This window comes from Bacillus sp. FSL K6-3431, assembly GCF_038002605.1.
Taxonomy (GTDB): Bacteria; Bacillota; Bacilli; order Bacillales; family Bacillaceae_C; genus Lederbergia.
Genome location: NZ_JBBOCT010000001.1, coordinates 1,049,821 through 1,073,759, shown reverse-complemented (window position 1 = coordinate 1,073,759; position 23,939 = coordinate 1,049,821). Strand labels below are relative to the sequence as shown.

The 23,939-nt window shown below is 36.1% G+C and carries 25 protein-coding genes and 1 pseudogene; 19 read left to right on the top strand and 7 right to left on the bottom strand.

The window, feature by feature from the left end; all coding sequences use genetic code 11:
• Positions 1-30 precede the first annotated feature (30 nt).
• A pseudogene (locus tag MHB53_RS05460) lies at positions 31-1,353 on the bottom strand (IS3 family transposase).
• A 343-nt stretch (positions 1,354-1,696) separates the two neighbouring features.
• Here MHB53_RS05460 and MHB53_RS05455 point away from each other — a divergent pair.
• The 3 genes from MHB53_RS05455 to mutL all read left to right on the top strand — a co-directional run bounded on the left by MHB53_RS05455 (position 1,697) and on the right by mutL (position 7,017).
• Complete coding sequence (locus tag MHB53_RS05455; protein ID WP_340916154.1) at positions 1,697-2,260, top strand: outer spore coat protein CotE; 564 nt, start codon at positions 1,697-1,699, stop codon at positions 2,258-2,260.
• Positions 2,261-2,501: 241 nt separating this feature from the next.
• The gene (gene mutS, locus MHB53_RS05450) at positions 2,502-5,108 is read left to right on the top strand and encodes a DNA mismatch repair protein MutS (protein ID WP_340916153.1); all 2,607 of its coding nucleotides are present in this window, start codon (positions 2,502-2,504) and stop codon (positions 5,106-5,108) included.
• A gap of 25 nt (positions 5,109-5,133) precedes the next feature.
• On the top strand, positions 5,134-7,017 hold the full coding sequence (gene mutL / locus MHB53_RS05445) for a DNA mismatch repair endonuclease MutL (RefSeq protein WP_340916152.1): 1,884 nt from the start codon (positions 5,134-5,136) through the stop codon (positions 7,015-7,017).
• A gap of 77 nt (positions 7,018-7,094) precedes the next feature.
• Here mutL and MHB53_RS26285 read toward each other — a convergent pair whose 3' ends face one another.
• The 3 genes from MHB53_RS26285 to MHB53_RS26280 form a co-directional block, all read right to left on the bottom strand.
• Complete coding sequence (locus MHB53_RS26285; RefSeq protein WP_445661399.1) at positions 7,095-7,319, bottom strand: tyrosine-type recombinase/integrase; 225 nt, start codon at positions 7,317-7,319, stop codon at positions 7,095-7,097.
• Positions 7,320-7,642: 323 nt separating this feature from the next.
• Positions 7,643-8,092 (bottom strand): hypothetical protein, encoded by a 450-nt coding sequence (locus MHB53_RS05440; protein WP_340916150.1) that lies wholly within the window; start codon positions 8,090-8,092, stop codon positions 7,643-7,645.
• Positions 8,093-8,109: 17 nt separating this feature from the next.
• Positions 8,110-8,190: an Arm DNA-binding domain-containing protein gene (locus tag MHB53_RS26280; protein WP_445661500.1), complete on the bottom strand. Its 81-nt coding sequence runs from the start codon at positions 8,188-8,190 to the stop codon at positions 8,110-8,112.
• Between the two features lie 260 nt (positions 8,191-8,450).
• Between MHB53_RS26280 and MHB53_RS05435 the strand changes: the two genes are divergently transcribed.
• The 7 genes from MHB53_RS05435 (at position 8,451) to MHB53_RS05405 (ending at position 12,781) form a co-directional block, all read left to right on the top strand.
• Positions 8,451-8,828: a Holliday junction resolvase RecU gene (locus MHB53_RS05435; RefSeq protein ID WP_340916147.1), complete on the top strand. Its 378-nt coding sequence runs from the start codon at positions 8,451-8,453 to the stop codon at positions 8,826-8,828.
• 145 nt (positions 8,829-8,973) lie between these two features.
• Positions 8,974-9,261, top strand: a complete 288-nt coding sequence (locus tag MHB53_RS05430) for a hypothetical protein (RefSeq protein ID WP_340916145.1) — start codon at positions 8,974-8,976, stop codon at positions 9,259-9,261.
• Positions 9,262-9,375: 114 nt separating this feature from the next.
• Positions 9,376-10,263: an AraC family transcriptional regulator gene (locus tag MHB53_RS05425; RefSeq protein ID WP_340916143.1), complete on the top strand. Its 888-nt coding sequence runs from the start codon at positions 9,376-9,378 to the stop codon at positions 10,261-10,263.
• A gap of 15 nt (positions 10,264-10,278) precedes the next feature.
• Positions 10,279-11,022, top strand: coding sequence for a class I SAM-dependent methyltransferase (locus MHB53_RS05420; RefSeq protein ID WP_340916141.1), 744 nt, complete (start codon positions 10,279-10,281; stop codon positions 11,020-11,022).
• Positions 11,023-11,164: 142 nt separating this feature from the next.
• Positions 11,165-11,947: an IS21 family transposase gene (istA, locus tag MHB53_RS05415; protein ID WP_340916139.1), complete on the top strand. Its 783-nt coding sequence runs from the start codon at positions 11,165-11,167 to the stop codon at positions 11,945-11,947.
• Positions 11,905-12,558: a hypothetical protein gene (locus tag MHB53_RS05410; protein WP_340916137.1), complete on the top strand. Its 654-nt coding sequence runs from the start codon at positions 11,905-11,907 to the stop codon at positions 12,556-12,558. The genes istA and MHB53_RS05410 overlap by 43 nt, the downstream gene beginning before the upstream one ends.
• Complete coding sequence (locus MHB53_RS05405) at positions 12,548-12,781, top strand: hypothetical protein (RefSeq protein ID WP_340916134.1); 234 nt, start codon at positions 12,548-12,550, stop codon at positions 12,779-12,781. The genes MHB53_RS05410 and MHB53_RS05405 overlap by 11 nt, the downstream gene beginning before the upstream one ends.
• Before the next feature lie 937 nt (positions 12,782-13,718).
• Here the strand turns inward: MHB53_RS05405 and MHB53_RS05400 are convergent.
• Positions 13,719-14,198, bottom strand: a complete 480-nt coding sequence (locus tag MHB53_RS05400) for an arsenate reductase/protein-tyrosine-phosphatase family protein (RefSeq protein ID WP_340916132.1) — start codon at positions 14,196-14,198, stop codon at positions 13,719-13,721.
• Between the two features lie 728 nt (positions 14,199-14,926).
• Positions 14,927-15,817, bottom strand: coding sequence for a hypothetical protein (locus MHB53_RS05395; RefSeq protein WP_340916130.1), 891 nt, complete (start codon positions 15,815-15,817; stop codon positions 14,927-14,929).
• A 336-nt stretch (positions 15,818-16,153) separates the two neighbouring features.
• Here MHB53_RS05395 and MHB53_RS05390 point away from each other — a divergent pair, with 336 nt between their 5' ends.
• From MHB53_RS05390 to MHB53_RS05380, 3 genes are read left to right on the top strand one after another with little or no spacing between them, the layout of a single operon-like run.
• Positions 16,154-16,369, top strand: a complete 216-nt coding sequence (locus MHB53_RS05390; protein ID WP_340916129.1) for a hypothetical protein — start codon at positions 16,154-16,156, stop codon at positions 16,367-16,369.
• Positions 16,369-17,598 (top strand): DNA polymerase IV, encoded by a 1,230-nt coding sequence (locus MHB53_RS05385; RefSeq protein ID WP_340916127.1) that lies wholly within the window; start codon positions 16,369-16,371, stop codon positions 17,596-17,598. The genes MHB53_RS05390 and MHB53_RS05385 overlap by 1 nt, the downstream gene beginning before the upstream one ends.
• Entirely contained in the window at positions 17,595-17,945 is a 351-nt protein-coding gene (locus MHB53_RS05380) for a YolD-like family protein (protein WP_340916125.1), read from the top strand. Before MHB53_RS05385 ends, MHB53_RS05380 begins: the two co-directional genes overlap by 4 nt.
• Positions 17,946-18,205: 260 nt before the next feature.
• Here MHB53_RS05380 and MHB53_RS05375 read toward each other — a convergent pair whose 3' ends face one another.
• Positions 18,206-18,346: a hypothetical protein gene (locus MHB53_RS05375; protein ID WP_340916123.1), complete on the bottom strand. Its 141-nt coding sequence runs from the start codon at positions 18,344-18,346 to the stop codon at positions 18,206-18,208.
• Between the two features lie 86 nt (positions 18,347-18,432).
• Here MHB53_RS05375 and MHB53_RS05370 point away from each other — a divergent pair, with 86 nt between their 5' ends.
• The 6 genes from MHB53_RS05370 to MHB53_RS05345 all read left to right on the top strand — a co-directional run bounded on the left by MHB53_RS05370 (position 18,433) and on the right by MHB53_RS05345 (position 23,827).
• On the top strand, positions 18,433-18,687 hold the full coding sequence (locus MHB53_RS05370) for a hypothetical protein (RefSeq protein WP_340916121.1): 255 nt from the start codon (positions 18,433-18,435) through the stop codon (positions 18,685-18,687).
• A 137-nt stretch (positions 18,688-18,824) separates the two neighbouring features.
• Positions 18,825-19,775, top strand: a complete 951-nt coding sequence (miaA, locus tag MHB53_RS05365) for a tRNA (adenosine(37)-N6)-dimethylallyltransferase MiaA (protein ID WP_340916120.1) — start codon at positions 18,825-18,827, stop codon at positions 19,773-19,775.
• Positions 19,776-19,803: 28 nt separating this feature from the next.
• A complete protein-coding gene (hfq, locus tag MHB53_RS05360) occupies positions 19,804-20,037 on the top strand; it encodes an RNA chaperone Hfq (RefSeq protein WP_340916119.1) in 234 nt (77 codons plus the stop codon).
• Between the two features lie 186 nt (positions 20,038-20,223).
• Positions 20,224-21,165 (top strand): stage V sporulation protein K, encoded by a 942-nt coding sequence (gene spoVK, locus MHB53_RS05355; protein ID WP_340916117.1) that lies wholly within the window; start codon positions 20,224-20,226, stop codon positions 21,163-21,165.
• Between the two features lie 81 nt (positions 21,166-21,246).
• A complete protein-coding gene (gene hflX / locus MHB53_RS05350) occupies positions 21,247-22,548 on the top strand; it encodes a GTPase HflX (protein WP_340916115.1) in 1,302 nt (433 codons plus the stop codon).
• 13 nt (positions 22,549-22,561) lie between these two features.
• Entirely contained in the window at positions 22,562-23,827 is a 1,266-nt protein-coding gene (locus MHB53_RS05345; RefSeq protein WP_340916114.1) for a methionine gamma-lyase family protein, read from the top strand.
• The last annotated feature ends 112 nt before the right edge of the window (positions 23,828-23,939 follow it).

Sequence of the window (23,939 nt, the reverse complement as noted above, 5' to 3'; positions counted from 1 at the left end):
AACCCTTTGTAAAGTACAATTTTAAAAAACCTAGGCAGTTTTAAGAAGATGATCTCTGTATTGAACAGGGGTCATCTTTTTTAAGTTCCATTGGTATCTGTAGTGATTGTAGTATGTCATATATTGTTTAATTTCACGTTTTAATTCATCCAAGGATGCACACGGCTTTATATATGTCTCATCCTTGAGATGACCAAAAAATGATTCTTGTGGGGCATTATCCCAACAGTTTCCTCTTCTAGACATTGATTGGCGTAACCCTAGTTTTTTTACTAACTTTTGAAAATCAGGGTGTGAATAGTGAACTCCTTGGTCTGAGTGAATTAAGGCATCTTTAGCTTTCTTATAGTTTTTATTTTTCTTTAACTTTAAAAGAGTGTCGGTTGCCAAGTCGATAGTCATGCGCTCTGAAACATTATAAGCTAAGATTTCATTGGTGGAAGCATCTTTAATCGTTGATAAATAGGCTTTCTGACCTTTGCCATAAAATAAATATGTGATATCAGTAAGAAGAACTTTTACAGGTACATCCTGCTTAAATTGTCGGTTTAATAGGTTAGGGGCAACTCGATGTTCTTGTGTAGCTTTCATTATTCGTCTAAATGGATTTGCTTTTCTGATGGGGCAAATAATACCGTACTTCTTCATAATTCGTCGTATACGCTTCAAATTGTAGACAACATTAAATTGACCCGCCAAGGTCATTTTATTTTGACGTGCCCCTTTCTTACGATTTTTAAATTTGAATGCTTTTAGGATAATCTCCTTCATCTTTTTCATCTCTTTGCTTTCATGTTCTTGTGACTTCTCTGAGCAGTAATTATTATAACCACTTCGTGAAACCCCAGCTACCTTGCATAAGTAGCTAACTAAGTTTTTTTAATTTGTATGTTTTAATCACTGAATGAATTAGGAGATATTTTTTTGAAGGAGGAAGGACTATTTCTTCATCCCCCTTTCTGCAAAACGAATCTTTTTTAACAGTTCATTTTCAGCCTTTAGCAAGTTTATTTGTGCTTCTAAACGAGCATTTTTCTCTTCTAGAGTAAGTTCTCTATCTCTAGGACGGCCAGAATTGTCAGCTCTTGTGTCACGTAAGCCGTCGATACCATTCTTACTATAAGCCGTTCTCCATCTCTTACTTACAGATTTAATTCTATCTGTTCCCAAAGTATCTACATCAAACCCACATTCTTTAAATATTTTACTTGAAAACTTACCTTTCTCTTTTTCCGCAAAAAAGATATGTTTAAATTCATCAGTATAAGTGATTCCTTTAGAGCTAACAGATTTAACGTATTTATTAGCTAATAGTTGTTTGATCTCTTTCTCTGTAAAAGTCCTTTTACTCATAATTTTCTCCCATTCCCTAATCTGTTTCTTAATTATACAAAAAAGTACCCTGTAGGTAGACTTTTTTATGTGTCTACTCTATAGGGTACATTTTAAATATGGAATAGGGGTTTTATTTTGAGAAAGTCAGAAAGTAGGCGTTTATTGGAGAAATAGTTTTTCAAATGTGCTTCCACTGGTGCAATGGACGCACAAAGTCATTAAAATCGAAGGTGTCTATCTCTTTATTTCAATGTTGCGCTCATTATTATTCATTTTCTCACTTAGAATTATTGGGTATTAGCACCAACAACTAGGTGAATGCATAGTATGAAGAGAAAATGAATGAGGAGGGTTCGCTCGAATGGAAGATTTTAGAGAGATAATTACGAAAGCGGTCGTTGCGAAGGGGCGTAAATTTACCCAGTCTAATCATGCTATCCAACCGCAGCACCAACCTTCGAGCATTTTAGGCTGCTGGATTATCAATCATAAGTATGAGGCGCGGAAAGTCGGCAAAACAGTCGAAATATGCGGTTCATTCGATATCAATGTTTGGTATTCCCATCATGATAACTCAAAAACATCTGTAGCCACTGAAAAAGTTGACTATAAAGATGTAATCAAGCTTAAATATCGCGATCCAGACTGTCTGGATGATAAACAAGTCGCAGCAAAAGTGAATCAACAGCCTAACTGTGTCGAAGCGATCATATCCAAAAAAGGAAATAAGATATTAGTTAGTACAGAACGAGAATTTCTTGTTGAAGTAATTGGAGAAACGAAGGTTTGTGTAGCCGTCCACCATGATCAGTGTTCTTGTGATGATGATGACGACGAAGATGATCATTATGGTAATGATGAATTAGATGATAGTGAATTTGAAGAAATTAATCCTGATTTCCTCGGTTCCCATGAAAAGAAATGATTGCTGGGAAGAAACTTCTTCCCGGTTTTTTTGTAATTACCAACTAGATGTCCGCAGTAAATTGAACACATAAATATTACTTTGAAATTTGAAAAAACTCCCGCTAGTACTATTATTCCCAGAACTTAGCCGATGTGCCAACTTTCCACAAAAGGAGTTGCGCTTTTCTAATGAAGTCTTATAAAGAGATATGATATACTAATCGGGATAGAGTTTTGGAACGGAAAGGAATATGGTATAAATGCAGCAATATACGCCAATGATTCAACAATACTTGCGGATAAAGGCAGAATACCAAGATGCCTTTTTATTTTTTCGTTTAGGTGATTTTTATGAGTTGTTTTTTGATGATGCTTTGAAAGCTTCAAAAGAGTTGGAAATTACTTTGACGAGTAGACAAGGAGGAACGGAAGAGCGCATTCCAATGTGCGGAGTTCCTCATCACTCAGCTTCTGGATATATAGAACAACTTATTCAAAAAGGTTTTAAAGTAGCTATTTGCGAACAAACAGAAAACCCAGATACTGCAAAAGGTGTAGTAAGACGTGAAGTCGTACAATTAATTACACCAGGAACGGTCATGGAAGGCAAAGGGTTAAGTGAAAAAGAAAATAATTATATTACAGCCATAACTGTAACGAATGATGTCCATGCAATTGCCTATGTGGATCTTTCAACAGGTGAAAGTAGAACAACATTATTTCCAAATTCCACAGACGCATTGTTAAATGAACTTTCCATTATCGGCACGAAAGAAATTATTGTCGATTCGACTACGAACCCAGCTTTGATAAAAATGATGGAAGATCGCTGTCAAGCTGTTATCTCTTATCAAGATAGTACAGACGATAACCCTGAATTTGCTGAAATAGTTAGCGAGCTTCAGGATAACCAATTGCATGCAACAGTTTATCGATTGCTCCATTATTTAGTGAAAACACAAAAACGCAGTCTCGCCCATTTACAAAAGTTTGTAAGCTATGAAATCGATCAATTTATGAAAATAGATTATTATTCAAAACGCAATCTAGAATTAACAGAACCAATTCGAGGAACTGGCAACAAAGGAACATTACTTTGGTTACTAGATGAAACGGCCACTGCAATGGGAGCGAGAATGTTGAAGCAATGGATTGATAGACCATTGATCAATCAATCTGCTATCGAAAAACGTCTACATATTGTAGAAATAATGATTAAACACTTTTTCGAACGTCAAGAACTACGTGAGCTCTTAAAGGGTGTGTATGATCTGGAGAGGCTCGCAGGCCGTGTGGCTTTTGGAAATGCAAATGCAAGGGACTTTATTCAGTTGAAAAAGTCACTCATGCAAATACCGGCCATTCGCCAATTAATTTTCCAATTGGATCAAAAAGATACGAAAAGTCTTGCTGAAAACCTTGATCCATGTGAGGAATTAACCGATTTGCTTGAACGAGCAATTATTGAAAATCCGCCGATTACAATTAAAGAAGGCGGGATTATTAATGATGGTTTTCATACGGAATTAGATACGTACAGAGATGCAAGTAGAAACGGAAAAAGTTGGATGGCGGAACTAGAAAGTGAAGAAAGAAAAAAGACAGGCATTAAATCTTTGAAAATAGGTTATAATCGTGTATTTGGTTATTATATAGAAGTGACTAGAGCGAATGTTCACCTTCTCGAAGAAGGTAGATATGAGCGTAAACAAACATTAACGAATGCAGAGAGATATATTACGCCAGAATTAAAGGAAAAAGAAGCACTTATCTTGCAAGCAGATGAAAAAAGTATTGATCTGGAATATGAATTATTTCAGGAAATTCGAGAATCGGTACGGGAATTCATCCCACGTCTACAGCAAGCCGCAAAAATTATTAGCGAATTAGATGTGTATCTTAGTTTTGCTACTGTAAGTGAAACGAGATATTATTCAAAACCAACATTTAATAAACATCGTGAAATCGATTTGGTTGATGGTAGACATCCAGTAGTTGAAAAAGTTATGGGAACACAGGCGTACGTTCCGAATAACTGTTTAATGGATCATAAACGTGAAATGTTACTTGTTACAGGCCCTAATATGTCCGGTAAAAGTACGTATATGCGACAGATCGCCTTAACAGCAATATTAGCGCAAATCGGTTGCTTTGTACCTGCATCAAAGGCAGATATACCTATCTTTGACCAGGTGTTTACACGGATTGGTGCAGCAGATGATTTAATCGCTGGCCAAAGTACATTTATGGTTGAAATGCTCGAAGCAAAAAATGCGATAACGAATGCAACGAAAGATAGTTTAATATTATTTGATGAGATCGGGCGCGGAACTTCCACCTATGACGGAATGGCACTTGCACAAGCGATTATTGAGTATATCCATGAGCGAATTGGTGCTAAAACGCTTTTTTCTACACATTATCATGAGTTAACAGTATTGGAAGAAAGCTTACAGAAATTAAATAATATCCATGTTAGTGCTGTTGAACAAAAAGGTAAATTAGTTTTTCTTCATAAAATTAAAGAAGGCCCTGCAGATAAAAGCTATGGTATCCATGTAGCAGAACTAGCGGAATTACCTAAGGAACTAATTAAGCGGGCAAGCGAAATTTTAAGTGAATTAGAGAAAGAAAGTGCAGGAAAAACAAAGAGTGCTGATGAAGTTGCTGCAAGTAAAGAGATAGAGAAGGAAGATCAAATATTAAATGAACAACTTGCTTTATTTGGAGAGCCAAAGAAAGAGATTGAAATATCTAGTAATGCGAAAAAAGTGATCGATGAAATGAAAGGTTTAAATATTCTCGACATGAATCCATTACAAGCAATGAATATCTTATATGAACTGCAAAAAAAGTTAAGAAAATAAATAGGCATATAGGAGGATGGAAAAAATGCGGGATATCATTGAACTAGACGATGCACTCTCTAATAAAATTGCTGCAGGTGAAGTGGTAGAACGCCCCTCCTCTGTCGTAAAAGAATTAGTAGAAAATGCACTGGATGCAAAAAGCAATATTATCGAAATCGATATTGAAGAAGCGGGATTGAGTAAAATCCGCGTAATCGATAATGGTAATGGTATTAGGGAAGATGATGTGCTTTCTGCCTTTAAACGACACGCTACAAGTAAAATAAAAAATGAAAATGATTTATTTCGAATTAGAACTTTAGGCTTCCGTGGAGAAGCGCTTCCTAGTATTGCCTCTGTCTCCCATCTGGAGCTTATCACGGCTCGAGATGGAGAAGATGGATCGAAATTAGTACTAGAGGGTGGCAAGATCATCACGCAAGAAAAAGCCCAGGGAAGAAAAGGGACAGATATTACTATTTCAAATTTATTTTTCAATACACCTGCAAGATTAAAATATTTAAGGTCCTTGCACACTGAAATTGGACATATATCAGATATTATTAATAGATTAGCACTTTCGCATCCGCAAGTATCATTCAGACTCCGCCATAATGATCGTTCGCTCCTGCATACGAATGGGAATGGTGATGTACTGCAAGTGCTTTCGGCTATTTATGGTCTAAATATAGCCAAAAAAATGATACCATTTAAAGCGAAATCACTGGACTTCACGATAACTGGTTATATATCTCTCCCAGAAATTACACGTGCTTCTAGAAATTATCTATCAACAATGGTTAATGGCCGATTTATTAAAAATTACTCGCTTGTAAAGGCGATTATGGAAGGGTATCATACACTACTCCCAATTGGTCGGTATCCAATTGCTCTTTTATCGATCGAAATGGATCCATTGCTTGTCGATGTGAACGTTCACCCTGCTAAACTAGAAGTGAGACTTAGTAAGGACAAAGAATTAAATGAGTTGATTGCAGCGGAAATAAAAAACGTTTTTAAACAAAGGGAACTTATTCCCCGAGGTGCTGCTCCCGTTCGAAAAACAGTCACACCTTCAGAACAGACTAAATTGCGACTTGAAAATAATCAAGCTACGAACCAGGAAGACGCGCACCAATATAAAGCAAAAAAATATTCAACTAATCGATATGAAAAAGAGCAGCTTTTACCTGTTGAAGAAATGAAAAAATTGTACGAGCCACATGAAGAAAGTCATTCATTATCTGCTTTCATTGCAAATGAACCAGATCAACCCGAAGAACCTGAACCTCTACCCATGCAAGTAGAGGAACAATCATCTGATAATGATATAAATCAGAAATCTCGCATTCCACAGCTGTATCCTATTGGGCAAATGCATGGTACATATATATTTGCGCAAAATGAACAAGGCTTATATATGATTGACCAGCATGCAGCACAGGAACGAATTAAATACGAATACTACAAAGAAAAGGTAGGACAAGTGCAAAATGAACTTCAAGAACTACTTGTACCACTTACTTTAGATTTCTCTCCTGATGAATTTGTAAAGTTGGAGGAATATAAAGACGACTTAGAAAAAGTTGGGATATTTTTAGAGGACTTTGGGATGAACAGCTATATGATCCGCTCTCATCCTCAATGGTTCCCAAATGGGCAAGAGCAAGAAACGATTGAAGAAATGATTGAACAACTACTAGGTATGAAAAAAATTGATATTAAAAAACTACGAGAAGAAGCGGCGATTATGATGAGCTGCAAGGCATCTATTAAAGCGAATCGCTTTTTAAGAAACGATGAAATTCAATCCTTATTGAATGAGTTAAGACGCACAGCTGACCCTTTTACATGCCCACACGGGAGACCAATCATGATACATTACTCTATTAGCGAAATGGAAAAGATGTTTAAAAGAATTATGTAAAAATAACGACGTGAGAACCTTTATTTATAAGGGTTTTCCGTCGTTAATTTGATGATTTGACCGCATATTGACCACATTCACTGCGCCGGTGGTGACCTTCTTAGTGCTTTTGAAGAATTCTCGGCTGATGAATCCTGTAAATTTGCAGAAAAGTGACTATATTTATTTACCGTAATTGAAACATTTGCATGGCCTAATCTATCTGATACTACTTTAGAGTTTTCACCGATTTCTAACATGATTGTAGCGTGCGTATGCCTTAAATCATGAAAACGTATCTTCTTCACTTCAGCTAGTTTCATATCATACAAGAATTGCTTGTGAATAGTATAGATTTACTGGCTCGCCGCCGAATGCGAAAACCACAAAGTGATCTTCATTTAATTTCATTCCTACCTTTAGAAGTTGCTCCTGTTTTTTTAGTTTGAATGATTGCAATTCATTGATAAATCTTCGGTTATTGAGATATTTCTATTTCCACTATTCGTTTTTGGAGATTGTAAAACAAGCCCTTGTCCAGAAATGTAATAAAGTGAATGTGTGACATATATTCATTTTTTGTCAAAGTCGATATTACTCCATTTTAAACCAAGAATCTCGCCACGTCTCATACCGGTATATATTGCTAAATAGTATAACATAAATATATGATCTTTTGTTTTCTCATTCTATTAAGAAACGTATTGCATTCATCGATTGACCAAGTTTCAATATCTTTCTTCATTAAATTTGGTGACTTTACGTTATCCATAAAATCATTCTTAATATATTTCCAGTCAACTGCTGTCTTATAAGCTAATTTAAGGATGGAATGGAGGTACTGAATAAACTCTTCGGTTAGTCCTTCCTTGAGTAATTCATGATAATAGTGACTTATATTTTTACCTGATATGTTTTTTGATTTCATATGACCAAATTTTGCGATTAGTCTATTCTTTACTGAGCTTTGGTATCTCTTGAAAGTGGACGGTTTGACAGATGGTTCAGCGATTAATTTTAAATAATCTGCAATAAAATCCATAGAAAGAATTTCTTTTTCATTAACAAAAGTCTCATTGTTTATTTCGATTCCCATTTGGTGGCGCTAACAATTCAGCTTTTTTTTGCGTCAAACCCGAGCCTTGTAATCTGTTTCCGTTTGCCTGTTGATGGATCATTCCCGAGATCAATCATGCGAGACAATCGGAGGGATATTGATATGAATCAGACATTACTAACCACATCGGATGTAATTGTAAAAATGAAAAATGGCGAAGTCGCTGAATGTGTAGGGGGGTATACAGAGGAAAGCGAGTAAGGAAAAGCGGTTATGGTCCAGTCTGTAAAAGAAAGCACAAAGAAGCCGAAGCGGAGTTTTTGAAATGGCAGAAAACAATAGATGAAGAGTTGGAGTATCTGGAAAAGGTGATCTGCTATAGCCTATAGCAGATCACATGCAAACTAGTAGTGCAGGATTAGAGAGATTAGTAGACATGGTGAACACGCAATATCGAAATAAAGGTGTTGCGGACATACACAAGATACCAACACCAGTGAAGATCATGGGAAATAAAGGCGGGCAAGTTACTGAATTCGTTACGAAAGGCGAATGGGTGGATTATGTCGGTGTACATGATGGAAAAACAATTATCTTTGATGTAAAAGAAACGAACGAAACAACTAGATTTCCGTTACAAAACATTTCAGACCATCAATATGAATTGCTTAAATCATGGCACGAAAAAGGAGCTAGGGCATTCTTGCTTATCTCTTTTACAAAAAAGCAGTACGAAACTTATCTACTACCATTTTGGCAGTTGAAAGCTGCTTGAAAAGATTACAAAGGCAATGGCAGAAAATCTATACCATACTCTAATTTCCTAGTAAATTGCGAATTGGTGAAATCGGAAAAAGGTTACGTACTCCATTATTTGAAGGCAAATTGATAGGTGAAAAACTTAAAAGGAAGTGAGGTCCATGGTCACATGTTGGTCTGTCGAGCGTAAAGCAAAGTCGTCTGATGGTGAGCTACTTCAAGTAGTTGAATTTTATGCTCCTGGCGGGAACAAAGAAAAGGTGAAGCAGGAAAATAAGCCTTGTGAATATTTTCAAATGATGTCAACACGAGTAGCAAAGATGTCAACACCGAAAACCATAAATGTCAGCACTCAAAACCATCCAAGTCAACACCGATATTTTGGCAAAGCAAAAACAGCTTTTCTCAATCTTTTTCCATATAAAGACTATTTCCTGATTTGTTCCTAATAGAGATCAAATCAGGTTTTTATTATCTCTTGGTCTTTTTGGTGTCCAAAAATTAGCAAGCTAGGAACAGCCAAATGATTATCTAATCCGTATAATAGAGGCAGAGGTGGTAGTATGCAGTACAAGCAAATTATTGATCAAAGTATCACTTATATTAAAGACCACATTAACGAGCAGCTTACCACTGAAAAAATAGCAAATCATGTTGGATACTCTACCTTTCATTTTTGTAGAATTTTTTCTCTGGTAAAAGGGATTTCGGTCATGGAGTATGTGAGAAAATATCGCCTATCGACAGCAAGAATTAAACTTTCTGATAACCAGAAAATTTTAGATGTTGCCTTGCAGTATGGCTTTGAATCGGCAAGCGGATTTTCAAAATCATTTAGGCAAGAATTTGGATATACCCCGACATCATATAAAATTAGAATGGCGGATAGTGATAATACTCTCGTAAAAAATATACGAGATGTCCTAGATTCACCGAAATTCGTTGATAAAGGGCCCTTTAGGGTAGCAGGTTATGGCTTACACGCAAATATTGCAGATAATTATAGCCATCAAATAGCTGCTTACTGGGATTCAAGTAACGAATCCAATTTAGAGGAAAAGCTTTATGAACAATTAAAACCACCCAAACATGGTGAAGTTGGGCTGTGGCTTCCTTATCAGAATGAAGGTAATGCAATCTATTTATTTGGGGTTATTGTCGATGACTTTAGTCTGGCAACCTCAGATATGATCGTTGCAGAAATACCAAGTGCAACGTACGCTGTCTTCACTACTCCACCTATCAACAATCTATCAACCGCCACAACATATGACAAAGATCCTTTATCAATAGCTGTTAAGGAAACCTGGCGGTACATTTTTTCGGAGTGGTTTGATCAAAGTTCATATGAATTGGATGAAGATCGCCTTGCTTATGAATATTATGATGAACGCTGTCATGCCTCCGAAAATTCTATTATGGAAATCTATATACCGATTAAGAAATCATAGAAAGAAGTTGAAAATATGTTTACAGAATATGGTGAATTAAGCACCATGCTATACCAGTTGACCAAACCCGCCGGATACTCTATTGATGGTGATTTGGAATACTATTATGAACATTTGAAAAGTACTAAAGGTAAAATCTTAGAAGCAGGCGTCGGCACTGGTAGAATGATGATTCCTTTTCTGCAAAAGGGACTTGATGTAGAAGGTGTTGACGTATCTGAAGATATGTTAAAACAATGTAGAGCTAACACGGAGGCCGAAAAAGTGAAGGGAACTCTCTACCAAGGAGATCTTACTGACCTTCATCTACCTGAAAAATACGAAGCGATTATCATGCCTACCGGGAGTTTCTGTCTATTACCCCGGAATCAAGTTAAGGATATTCTGCGTTCTTTTTACCAACATCTTGAAGTAGGCGGTAAAATTATAATTGATTTGGAATTGCCAACTGGATTCATACCAGACAAAGTTTCGACAGGTCAATTTTCAATCGACAATGAAACTGGCATTCTATTTACGTCAACAACTCAAGGAATAGATTGGCTTCAACAGAAAACTAGCTCTATTCACCGATACGATTTGCTCAAAAATGGCAAGATTCAAGAAACAGAAATATCAAATTTTGTTCTCTATTGGTATGGAATCCAGGAGTTTCAGCTTTTACTGGAACATGAAGGATATTCTTCGATAGAGTATAAACTTGGGTATGAGAGAGATACGTCTTCTTCCCTCATCACCTTTTTTGCAAGTAAAGAATAATTAGGTTATTTCTTTTTAAGAAAGCTTCGCCAAAAACTACAAATTCATTTCTCTCTTACCTGTCACTCTGTTTATCATTTTTGGAAATTTTTTATAGGTACTAACTTAGAAAAGATTATTTAGTGTTCCGAGGAGGAGTCGAATGATTCAATACCAAAAGATCCTACAAATGTACTTCAACGGTGACTCTCAACGAACCATCGCAGCCGCCACCGGTCATTCATGGCGGACGGTAAAAGATGTGATTTACCGAGCAGAAAGTAAAAATATCATTAAGCTGAAGCCGGAGATGGATAATCTCTGGCTATTTGGCTTCCTATACCCCGAAAGGCAGACATTTGAGCGGGGTAATTACCCTGTTAATTGGGAGTATATCCATAAAGAGCTGATGAAAAAGAACGTCACGCTCCAACTTCTTCATCGTGAATACAAAGAGAAAGCTCGAAACTCAAAGAAATATCCTTATTCCTATACCAGCTTTACAAGGGGTTATCGTCAGTATGCGGATAAATATAATCTAACTATGCCGATAAAAAGGAAGCCCGGAGAACTGGTGGAAGTTGATTGGATCGGAAGTACATTACCGGTAACTGACTGCAGCACCGGCAACGAGGAAAAAGCCTATCTTTTTGTAGCAAGTTTACCATTCAGTCAGTTTTTCTACGCTGAAGCCTTTATGGATATGAAAATCAACAGCTGGATCACAGGTCATATTCGTGCCTTCAAATACTTCGGAGGTGTTCCGGAAACGATCGTCAGTGACAATCTCAAAACTGGTGTGACGAAAGCTGACCGCTACGAGCCAATCTTGAACGCTGCTTATCAGCAAATGGCCGATCATTATCAGACAGTTATTGTATCGGCCAGAGTTCGGAAGCCGAAATGCGCGCAGCTATTGAAAATCCACAGCTTGGTCTTGACCTAACAGCTTTTAATACACTTGCAACACCTCAACAGAATGAAGTTTTACAAAGATTAATAGATAATCGACCAGTCTTAGGTTATCCAACTGTGTCTAGCGTCCAAGATGTATTAAATAATGCAATCAATCAAGTAGTAGATCCTAACAACATATATGTAAGAGCAGGTTCGATAGGTGGAAACGGAAGTAGAGCAAATCCATTTGGAACTATTCCACAAGGAATAACAGCAGTTAGCGTCGGAGGAACAGTCCACATTTTAGAAGGTACCTATCCATTAACTGCCCAAATTAATGTTAATAAAGTAGGAATAACTTTACTAGGTGAGAACAACCCAATGCTTTTATTACAAGCATCCGTAATTCCTTTATTAATATCAGCTAGTGGCGTGACGGTTAATGGGTTAACTATAACTAGTGATATTGCATATGCAAGAGAGTTTATTCAAGTTGGGGGACACAATGTGAGTCTTGTTAACAATACAATCTTTGGTCCACTACAACCATTGCCTATGTCAGATGGGTTGTCAACCGAGCTGTTGTTTCTCAAAATGGGTTTCAAATATTTTCTTACAAGGCAATACTTTCTATTCCTTGAGGAGAGGGATGTATATTAATCCGAATACAACTGGAGCAATAAATAACAATGTCGTTTATAACACTAAGGGCGGATTTTTAGTAGACCGCGCGTTTACAACATTCAATGGAAACGCATGGGGAGTTCCTCTAAATGAGTTCGATATTGTTTTATTAGCAGGCACAACATTTGGTCCTCCATATAATGATATTCCTGCATTGCAAGCTGCAAATAATAATGCAACCGTTTCAGATCAAAGATAAAGGGTTAGTTTTAATTTCTGTCTTTAGGGTAAAGGGCCATCTGAAAATCGAGAAATCAGAGAGGAGGAGGCATTAACAGGACAGTTCAGCGTGTGGGGGAAAACCTAAAGTTTCCCGAAGGATACTGGGGTTTTTCCTTTAATATAAAGAGTGAGAAGGACAAGCTTTGATAAGTCATAGTTTGACCATACGGTTGACCAAAAACATTGATTTTAAAAAGTGAAGGAAGCATTAACAAAGACTCAATTGATGTTTACTCTAATATAATTGAAGTTAAGAAAAATATCATAAATAGTTATTATAGGTTGGCCAACGCGTAAAGTTAAAGTCGAGTGCATCAAATATGCAACAGGACAAAAGATTCCTGTATCTATTAAAAATAAGACGTACACGATTCAGCAGTTTAAATCAGATAGGGTGCTGCTTAAAGAGATTTATTCTTGGGTTAGAATTTCAGATGTGCAGTAAATAAAAACCTGACATAATTATACGTCAGGTTTTGGGCTTTAAGATATTTTTCTTATTTTCCCACATCTTACACATTCATTAGTGTAGTAGTTATATTTATGGTTCTTGGATAACTTACAAAGTAAAGCTTTAATGCTCATTTGATGTAACTCCTTTAGGTGTATCTTAAATCTATAACTAAGACTAACATATGGAGTTTAATAGGTAATTACAACGAGGTTACGGATTGTTTATATTAAGATGTTTGTTTTGTTACATGCCGGGCCATCAACGGGAATATATGGAACAAAATGCGTCGTAAATAACGCCAGATAACTCGATGTTGTTTTTTTAAAAAATTCAATTTCAATGAACTGCCATTTATCAAAAAACTTGTTGGCGGTTATTGTAAGGTGTATAACTCAAACATTCAATCTGATACAGGAATTTATTGTATTAGTGGTAGATTTAGGGTGTCTCATATCTTTAATTAGGGTTTGGTGTATAGTAAACAAAGCGGTTTCTCTAAATTTCTTAATAAATAAGGTACAGCATTATTAACATACATCACCAATTGATTCATTTGCTCTAAGAAATTAACGCTATTGGGAGAACCAATATCTACTGGTGTTTGTTGACCATTTAATACTTCGTTAAATAAACATATATCACGGTTATATTGTTGTTTAATATGGTCTTTATGTAATTCACTCATCCCAATAACTACATCGAATTTCTCGAAACAAGTTTCATCAAATTGTGTTCTATTGAAGTCAGAAGTCTCTATTCCCATTTCATCCATTATTTTAAAATGAACATTTGAGTATTTACTAATATCACTATTAGCTCTTATGCCACTTGATGCAACTTTAACTGAATTATTACTGGTTCTTTTTAGATAATTCTTCATACATAATTCTGCAATCACACTTCGAGTAAAATTATCGGTACAGACAAATAGAATATTCATTATATTCCCCCCTTTTTTAGAAGCCATTACTAAGTAATTCGCCTCGTTTTTACATTTACCTTCTTAGCTAACCTGCCCGTTGAACAAAGATATTTTTATACTATATTATCTCATAAGCAAAGGTATAAGAAAAATAGTATAAGTAATATAGATGTAACCTTGTAGTTCCACTTTTGCAATAACCTCCTCTTAATTGGGGAGGCCATTTTTTGTAAAATATAAGACGTACACGATCCGGCAAGTTAAATCGGATAGGGTATTACTCAAAGGAATTTACTCTTGGATTAAAATATCCGATGTGCAGTAAATAAGACAAAGCGACCTATCCATTATGTGGACGGCTCGCTTTTTTAGTTTGTAATTGACTTCGAATAAACAAATCTACTAACTCACCCATGGTTCCAAATTGTTTTACAATTTCATGTAAGACTATGATGAAGTCAGCATCCATTACTATTTTCTTCTTGTACTATATCCTTTAAATATTCAAGTGTTGAAGCTCTTTCATTGTTCGTTCGATCATATGTTTGAAGGTAGACTTTATATTTACTAACTGCTTACTAACAAAGAGAACTGCATCTATGTTTTAAAACTTGATGCAACATGAAATTCTCCATTGTATCCTCCTTGTATATTACTATCTCCCTAAACAGGGGCGCTTGGGTATTGGTCATTTCTTTGTGAACTAAATCATTCGTTAGTAAAATAAGGAGGAAGCACTCCTTATTTTAAAACAATTGCGCCTTCGTTTTAAATTCCTCGTAAATCTGTTTAAATTCTTCTTCGGTTACAGCGTGAAACGTCAGTTTTTGATCAGTCGTCCAAAATGACAGGTCAAAACCAGTAGCTGCCTCATGAAAATCTCCTATCAATCTGGTTTCTTTTCCGTCTACGGTGGTAAATAACTGCAATATAAGTCCGTCTGTTATTCCGTTCAAAACATATCTGGTTTCTTTGTATGAGTTATTTTTATTCCCCATGTCAGTCATCATAAGAAGAGAACCTGTCAATTCGCCTTGGTGAGTGGCTTCATCGATTTTCAGGAACAGCTGGAACGATCCGCTCTCAGTGGAGTAAAGATATCCGTAAACACTATCAAGCTCGGAGAAAAATTTTTTTAAACGTTTTTTTTCTTTTTCTTCTGAATGATAAATATCAATTTGTAACTCTTGTTGTACTGCTTTTACATATTCATCGAGTTCTTCCTGGTCAACAGCTTTGTATAATTTGGTGTTTAGTTTTCCTTGCTTTTGTACTAAAAGATCTGCCCCAGAAAACCAGGCGTCAAACGTCATGATCTCCTCACCGTTATTCACCTCAAATTCATACCCTTTTTCGGTTGTTTCTCCAGTCAGGGGGGACTTTTTTTCTTCTATAAACGGGTCTTTCTCGCTTTCTTCTATGATTTTTTGTTGATGAAGTTTACCTTCCACTTTCCCTTTTCGACTAGTTAGTTCGAACCAATATAGTATGCTGTTATCACTGAAGACAAAAGCGTCGGATTGGTTCAGCGGATCCTTTCGGTCTTTCACCTCGGATGCTGCCCACCAAAATGCTACACCAATTAGCAATCCAATTAGCGCCAGCGCCGCCACTCCCCAATATTTTAATTTCTTCATTATGTTTCACCTCCTGTGATCAACATAACCCTGAAAACATATTTCCCCACATTATTGGTATTAATATATATATATTTATGTATATATTAATAAAATTACTTCTTCTATCCTACGTTTAAACAAAGATATTTTCTACTTTATTATCTCATAAAAATAACCAAGATAGGTTTAATAAAACGTCAAGAGCAATACTGTTATCCCCCTCCTTTTTTTATATTGCGTAGCCTCCTTTTAATTGAGGGGCTATTTTTATTTATCTAATTGCAACATTTCCCAGTTGTAATCAAACGCACGTTTGCATATAATAAATCCAAACGAATGTTCGGGAGGTTCAACATGATCAGATTGTTAAAAAGAGCTGCAGGATCACAAGATAAATATGAAGTGATTTATCTATGTAATGAAGGATGTATTTCGCAACGTATTATTAAGGTGCTTAAAGTAACTGATGATTGCGCAAAAGCTTATTGTTACAGCAGAGGTCAATACCGCACTTTTAAGTTGGTCAATATCCTTTTAGTCGGACCTGTCCGTAAAAGGGTGGGGGCTTAATGCGTGAAAAAGTAATTTTCCTCGTAGATATGCAGTCATTTTACGCATCTGTAGAAAAAGTTTGTGATAATACCTTAAAAGGTAAGCCAGTAATAGTTGCCGGTGATCCTGAGCGCAGGAGTGGTATTGTACTCGCTGCCTGTCCACTTGCAAAAAAATATGGTATCACTACTGCCGAAACACTAGGTTCAGCAAAATTAAAATGTCCTCATGTTGAAGTTGTGATGCCTCATATGCAGCGATATATTGATGTGTCTTTACAGATTAGCGCGATCATGGAACAATTTACTGATTTAGTTGAGCCGTATTCCATTGACGAGCAATTTATGGATGTAACTGGTAGCCAAAAACTATTCGGTAATTACTTTGAAATAGCTAAAAGTGTCCAGAAAAAGATACTTGAAGATACGGGGGTTTATTCAAGAGTAGGTATAGGTAATAACAAAGTTCTAGCAAAGATGGCATGTGATAATTTTGCCAAGAAAAATAAAGATGGGATCTTTAAACTTGATGAAAATAACATTAATCAGCTATGGAATTTACCGGTCGGAAACATGTTCGGTGTTGGAAGAAAGATGGAAAGGCATCTACAAGGGATGGGGATTTATTCAATTGGTGGGCTAGCTAAGTTTCCTTTAGATCGCCTTAAAAAGAAATGGGGAATCAATGGTGAGGTACTTTGGCAAACAGCTAATGGCATTGATTATTCTCCTGTTACTGTAAAATCACACAACCAACAAAAGGCGATCGAGCATCATATGACGCTGCCGAGGGATTACACTGATTTAAAAGATATAAAAATTGTTCTTCTAGAACTATGCACAGAAGTTGCACGTCGATGTAGAACGAAAGGGTATATGGGTGCTACTGTTTCGTGCGGAGTTCGTGGAGCTGATTTTGATTATCCGACTGGATTTCACCGACAAGTCACGCTACCAATTCCAACTAACTATGATATGGATATTTTCAATGCAGCGATTAAATTATTTAAAGAATTTTGGGATGGCGAACCAATAAGAAGTTTAGGTGTAACAATGGGCAATTTGCAATCCGCTGATAGTTATCAGATTGATTTGTTTGATAATTATTTATATAGAGAGCAGCTTAATGTAGTATTGGATACAATTTGGAACAAATATGGTCGTACAGCCATATACAGAGCTTCGTCTCTTACTGGTGCCGGACAAGCGAATGAGAGAGCGCGGAAAATAGGGGGGCATTATAAGTGAAAATTAATAAGCTTACTCCAGGATACAATTTGAGATGGGAATCGAGTAGAATGGTTCTTCCGGAACATAAAGAACAGATATTATCTCACGGTTTAGATAAAGGAAGGACAAAAAAGCCAACACTAGACGAAGACCAGCTGCAGGATATTGATGAAAAGATCCACACTGCTATAGGATTTCATTATATTGTTAAATTTACTTTATGGATTGATGGATTCATTAAAGAACTAATCGGTTATATACATTTTATAGATGTGATAAACAGGCATGTGCGGATCAAAGATTTAAAAGATGAAGTACACAGAATTGATAATGAATCGATCGTTGAGGTTGATTTTGTGGACTAAATAAAGCCCCTTCTCAGGAAGGGGTTTTATCATTTACTTCCTATTATATACGTGAAGTTATAGATTGAATAAAACTATTTTTGTAAACATCATAAAAGGTACAGATAGATCAACATAAAACACGCTCATAAACTGAGTTTACTTTTGACCACATAAAATCATCTGACCACACAAATGACCACAAATCATCTAGTCATAAATGAAAATTTGTGAAAAATATCTTTATAAGATCAGATCTTTTTCTTGTTTCCAGATTTGCACTACTTCCCAATATCTGTTCTCTCTTCTAGCTTTGCTTCATAATGATTTAAGATTACTTGTGCTTTACTACCAAAATCCATATTAAGCACTAAAGCTTCTTTTATTACGTCTTCAACGCAAATCAAAGACTGAAATGTCATAGAACCTTCTTAATCTATGATCTAAATTTAAGTTAAGATATAGGTAATGGACATTTTCCTATATCTTATATTTGGGGTGAATAAGTGTGACTGCATTTTTAATCATAGCGGCCATTATAGTAAGTATTGTAGCGCTTGTTGGAACATTGCTAGTTGGTAAAGATATTAGTGCGCAAATGAAAGATTATGAAGAAGAAGGCGATACAATTCAAAACGAATTAGCGAGATCCAATGAATATGAATCTACTTCATTACGAGTAAATATAAAGTCTTTAACGTGGATCTATTTTGTTTTGGCAATAGTTGTAGTAATCGTCTGCTTGGGAATATTTTTTTATTAAAAACACCTATAATAGGTGTTTTTAATTTATACGATCATAATATTATTATGTAAACTTAACTTTTAAGATATTAAGTCTCATTTATTTGGCAATCATGATATGATAAAAGCACATAATTAGTTAGGAAAGCAGTGAGTATGTTGAAACAAAACGTGATTGTTATTGTAGGCCCTACAGCTGTCGGTAAAACAAAATTAAGTATTGATTGTGCTAAGTCTTTTGGTGGAGAAATCATTAGCGGAGACTCTATGCAAATATATAAAAGATTGGATATTGGAACCGCCAAGATTAAACCCGATGAAATGGAGGGGATTCGTCATCATCTTATTGATATCAAAGAACCAGAGGAATCATTTTCTGTTGCAGAATTCCAAACAGAGGTACGCGGCAAAATAGATGAAATAAGCAGTAGGGGATTGACTCCGATTATTGTCGGAGGGACTGGACTTTACATTCAATCGGTTTTATATGATTATCAGTTCATAGACATGCCAGGAAATGAAGCCTTGCGAATAGAGCTAGAAAAAGATGCAAAAAAAGATAATGGCAAGGAATTGTATCAAAAGCTTGAAACAATCGATCCAAAAAGTGCGGAGCGAATTCATCCGAATAATGTGCGAAGGGTTATCCGTGCCTTAGAAATCTTTTATAGCTCTGGTAAAACGATGAGTGAGCTGCAACAAGACCAAAAAATGGAGCAATTATATGAGAGTGCAATAGTAGGACTCACGATGGACCGAGAAAAATTATATAATCGAATCGATCAGCGTGTTGATATAATGCTTGATCAAGGTCTTCTTCAGGAAGTGAGTGAGCTTTTTAATCAGGGAATTAAAAATGTACAATCTGTGCAAGGAATCGGTTATAAAGAAATATATGATTATTTAGAAGGTAGATCAGACTTTGAAGAGGCAGTTGAATTGTTAAAGCAACATTCCCGTAGATATGCAAAACGTCAGTTAACATGGTTTCGAAATAAAATGGACGTCAATTGGTTTGATATGACCAATGAAGGGGAACAATGGAGTAAAACAACAGAAATAATTGAATTTATAGCAGGAAAGTTACAAATTAAAGCGAATAGATAAGTATAGAGATATATGAGGAGGCAATGAAATGAAACATCCAATTAACATTCAAGATCAATTCCTTAATCAATTACGCAAAGAAAATGTCGCGGTAACTGTATTTTTATTAAACGGATTTCAATTAAGAGGAATAGTAAGAGGTTTTGATAATTTTACGGTTCTATTTGAATCGGAAGGGAAGCAACAGCTTGTTTATAAGCACGCTATTTCAACCTTTGCTCCCCAACGCAATGTACAAATTAATTATGAAGAACAAGCCTAAATAATTGAAACGCACATATGAAAATATATGTGCGTTTTTTATTTGTTTTTATATATAGAAAAGGTATATAGGAATTAGATATCTGTCATATGAATATCATTAATAATACCATGTCAATGTCGAAAACATTGTAGTAACGATTTATTTTTCTGGGCGTATACTGGTTTTGAATGTGAGGTGATGGGGATGGATGAACCGCTTCGTATGAAAAACAATGGGCAAATTAGCATTATGCTCAATGTAAATAAACGTGAGAAGTTGAAACAAAGGCCAAAAGGGATGTCATCACAGCCATTATCACATGAACACGCAATCCTAACTGAATTAGAAAATGAAATGAACGAGCTAGTAGGTATGGAACAAATGAAAAAAATGATGAAAGAAGTATATGCTTGGATTTATATTAATAAGAAAAGAGCAACAGCTGGTTTAAAACCTGGTAAGCAAGTACTTCATATGATGTTTAAAGGAAATCCAGGTACAGGAAAAACAACAGTGGCACGGCTAATCGGAAAGCTTTTTCAAAAAATGGATGTTTTGCCAAAAGGTCATTTAATTGAAGCGGAGAGAGCTGATTTAGTTGGTGAGTATATAGGACATACAGCTCAAAAAACGAGAGATCTAGTAAAAAAAGCAGCAGGGGGTATATTATTTGTAGATGAAGCATATTCACTTGGCCGTGGTGGTGAAAAAGATTTTGGAAAAGAAGCGATTGATACTCTTGTAAAACATATGGAAGATAAGCAACATGAATTTATATTAATTTTAGCCGGATACTCTAGAGAAATGGAATATTTTTTAAAATTAAATCCCGGTTTACATTCGCGATTTCCATTAGTATTTCATTTTCCCGATTATACGGTGAATGAATTAATGCAAATCGGTCAAAGGATGCTGATTGATAAAGAATATGTTTTAAGTCAAGAGGCTGAATCCAAACTAAAAGATCATTTATTATATGCGAAAGCAGTGAATACGAAAAGCTTTTCTAACGGTCGTTTTATTCGTAATCTTTTAGAAAAAGCGATCCGTGCACATGCAATGAGAATTTTAATGGAGCCACAACTTGATAAAGATACATTATCTACACTGGTGAGCGCAGATTTCCATTTCAAGGACATGGAGTGATCCTTAGATTACGGCAATCCAATTGGGTTGCCGAACGCACGTATTAAAGCTTGTTTCTTTTTTATAGATTCGTGTTCATACATGCTATCTGCTATCATATTAGTAACGATTATTTCGAAAGAAGGGGATTATTTGCAAGCCAAGGATCACGAAACAGTTATCTTAGTTGGTAGTCAGGTGAATCAATCTGATCACCATTTTCAATATTCATTGGAGGAATTAGAGTCATTGACTGTAACTGCCCAAGGACGAGTACTTACTACGTTTACGCAGAAACAAGATCGACTACATCCAGCAACATATATTGGTAAAGGGAAGTTGGAAGAATTACAATCGCTAGAAGAAGAATTAGAACCGGATTTAATAATCATTAACGATGAATTAACACCAAGTCAATTAAGTAATCTCCAAGAAAGCTTAACAGGTAGGGTACTTGACCGCACACAGCTTATATTAGATATATTTGCACAACGAGCAAAGTCGAGAGAAGGAAAGTTGCAAGTAGAGCTTGCACAGCATCAATATCTTCTGCCTCGCTTGAAAGGCCAAGGAATTGCCATGTCAAGGCTTGCTGGTGGAATTGGGACAAGGGGACCTGGTGAAACAAAACTGGAATCAGATAGACGGCATATTCGCAGACGAATAGATGAAATAAAAAGGCAATTACAAGTCGTGGTAGAACATCGGGAACGATATAGAGAAAGAAGAAAACGTAATAATGCATTTCAAATTGCGATAGTAGGTTATACAAATGCTGGGAAATCAACATTATTCAATCGAATGTCCACAGCAGAATCATATGAAGAAGATAAGCTGTTCGCAACACTTGATCCGATGACAAGAAAGCTTGTTTTGCCTAGCGGGTATTCGGCAATTATTACCGACACAGTTGGCTTTATACAAGAGTTACCTACAGCATTAATTGCAGCTTTCCGATCTACTTTAGAAGAAGTGAAAGAAGCGGATTTGTTGCTCCATGTCGTGGATAGTTCCAACCCTGATTATGTGAATCATGAGCAAACAGTCGAGCGATTGCTATCCGATTTGGATATGAATCATTTGCCACAATTGACTGTATATAATAAAGCCGATCAAGCACTCAAAGAATTTACCCCAAGGTCAGGGGAGACCATCATTATAAGTGCCTTTCAAGAAGAAGATAGAACAAAATTAAAGAAAAAGATCGAAGAACTGGCTGTGAAGAATATGCAATATTATAATGTAATTATTCCAGCCGATGAAGGGAGATTACTATCCGTCTTAAAAAGTGATACAATTTTACGTGAGCTTATTTTTCTGGAGGAAAACCAGGCATACAAGTGCAAAGGTTATGTTTTAAAGGATCATCCAGTTTTGGGCGCATTGACATTATATGAGATTTAAAGGGGATCGCAACATGTATGAATACTTACAAAATGAAAAATTAGTTCCAATGATTGATGAAGTAGAGGAGAAAATCAGCTCTGTCCATAGAAAAATTGATCGAATGATAGAAACGAATCAATATCGAGTGTTAAAAAGCTTTCAAAAATATCGAGTAAATGATACATTTTTTACCCCGTCAACAGGATATGGCTATGATGATGTAGGCAGGGGTGCACTAGAAAATATATATGCAGATGTATTCGGTGCAGAAGCTGGCTTAGTCAGACCGCAGATTATTTCAGGTACCCATGCCATTTCGATCGCATTATTTGGTGTGCTACGCCCAGGAGATGAGCTGCTTTATATTACAGGGAAACCATATGATACGCTCGAAGAAGTTGTAGGACTACGTGGCGAGAAAAATGGCTCATTAAAAGAATTTGGTATTGACTATAATAAAGTAAATCTAACGGATACGGGTAAAGTAGATTTCGAAGCCGTCCAAAAGGCGATAAAGCCGAATACGAAAATGATTGGTATTCAACGCTCAAAAGGGTATGATGACCGGCCTTCTTTCACTATCGCTGAAATCAAAACTATGATTGATTTCGTTAAAGAAATTAAACCGGATGTGGTTGTGTTTGTTGATAATTGTTACGGTGAATTTGTAGAAGAACAGGAACCATGTCATGTAGGTGCTGATTTAATGGCTGGTTCACTAATTAAGAATCCAGGTGGTGGGATTGTAAAGACTGGAGGATATATTGTTGGTAAGAAAGAGTGGGTAGAAGCTAGTTCATACCGCATGACATCCCCTGGCATAGGTGCGGAGGCTGGTGCTTCTTTGTATAGCCTCCTAGAAATGTTCCAAGGTTTTTTTCTTGCGCCCCATATTACTGGACAAGCTTTAAAAGGTGCTGTATTTACAGCAGCATTGCTTGAACAGATAGGGATGAATTCATTGCCAAAATGGAATGATAAACGCACAGATTTAATCCAGTCTGTCCAATTTTCAGATCAAGAGCTAATGATTGAATTTTGTCAGGCTATTCAAGCAGCTGCTCCTGTAGATTCATATGTTACACCTTATCCAAGCCTTATGCCTGGCTATAAAGATGAGGTAATTATGGCTGCTGGTGCTTTTATTCAAGGGGCTAGCATCGAATTATCAGCTGATGGGCCGATCAGACCGCCATATACAGCATATGTTCAAGGTGGATTAACATACGCTCATGTAAAAATTGCCATATCTTCCGCAATTGATAGATTGTTGGAAAAAGGTTTAATAACTTTATAATAGGGAAATATTTATGATGACAGCATTTTTTGCTGTCATTTTCATTAAAAATAATGTAAAATTTTTATAGTTTATGATGTAATTTTCGAAAAACCTAGGGGGAAATGTAAAA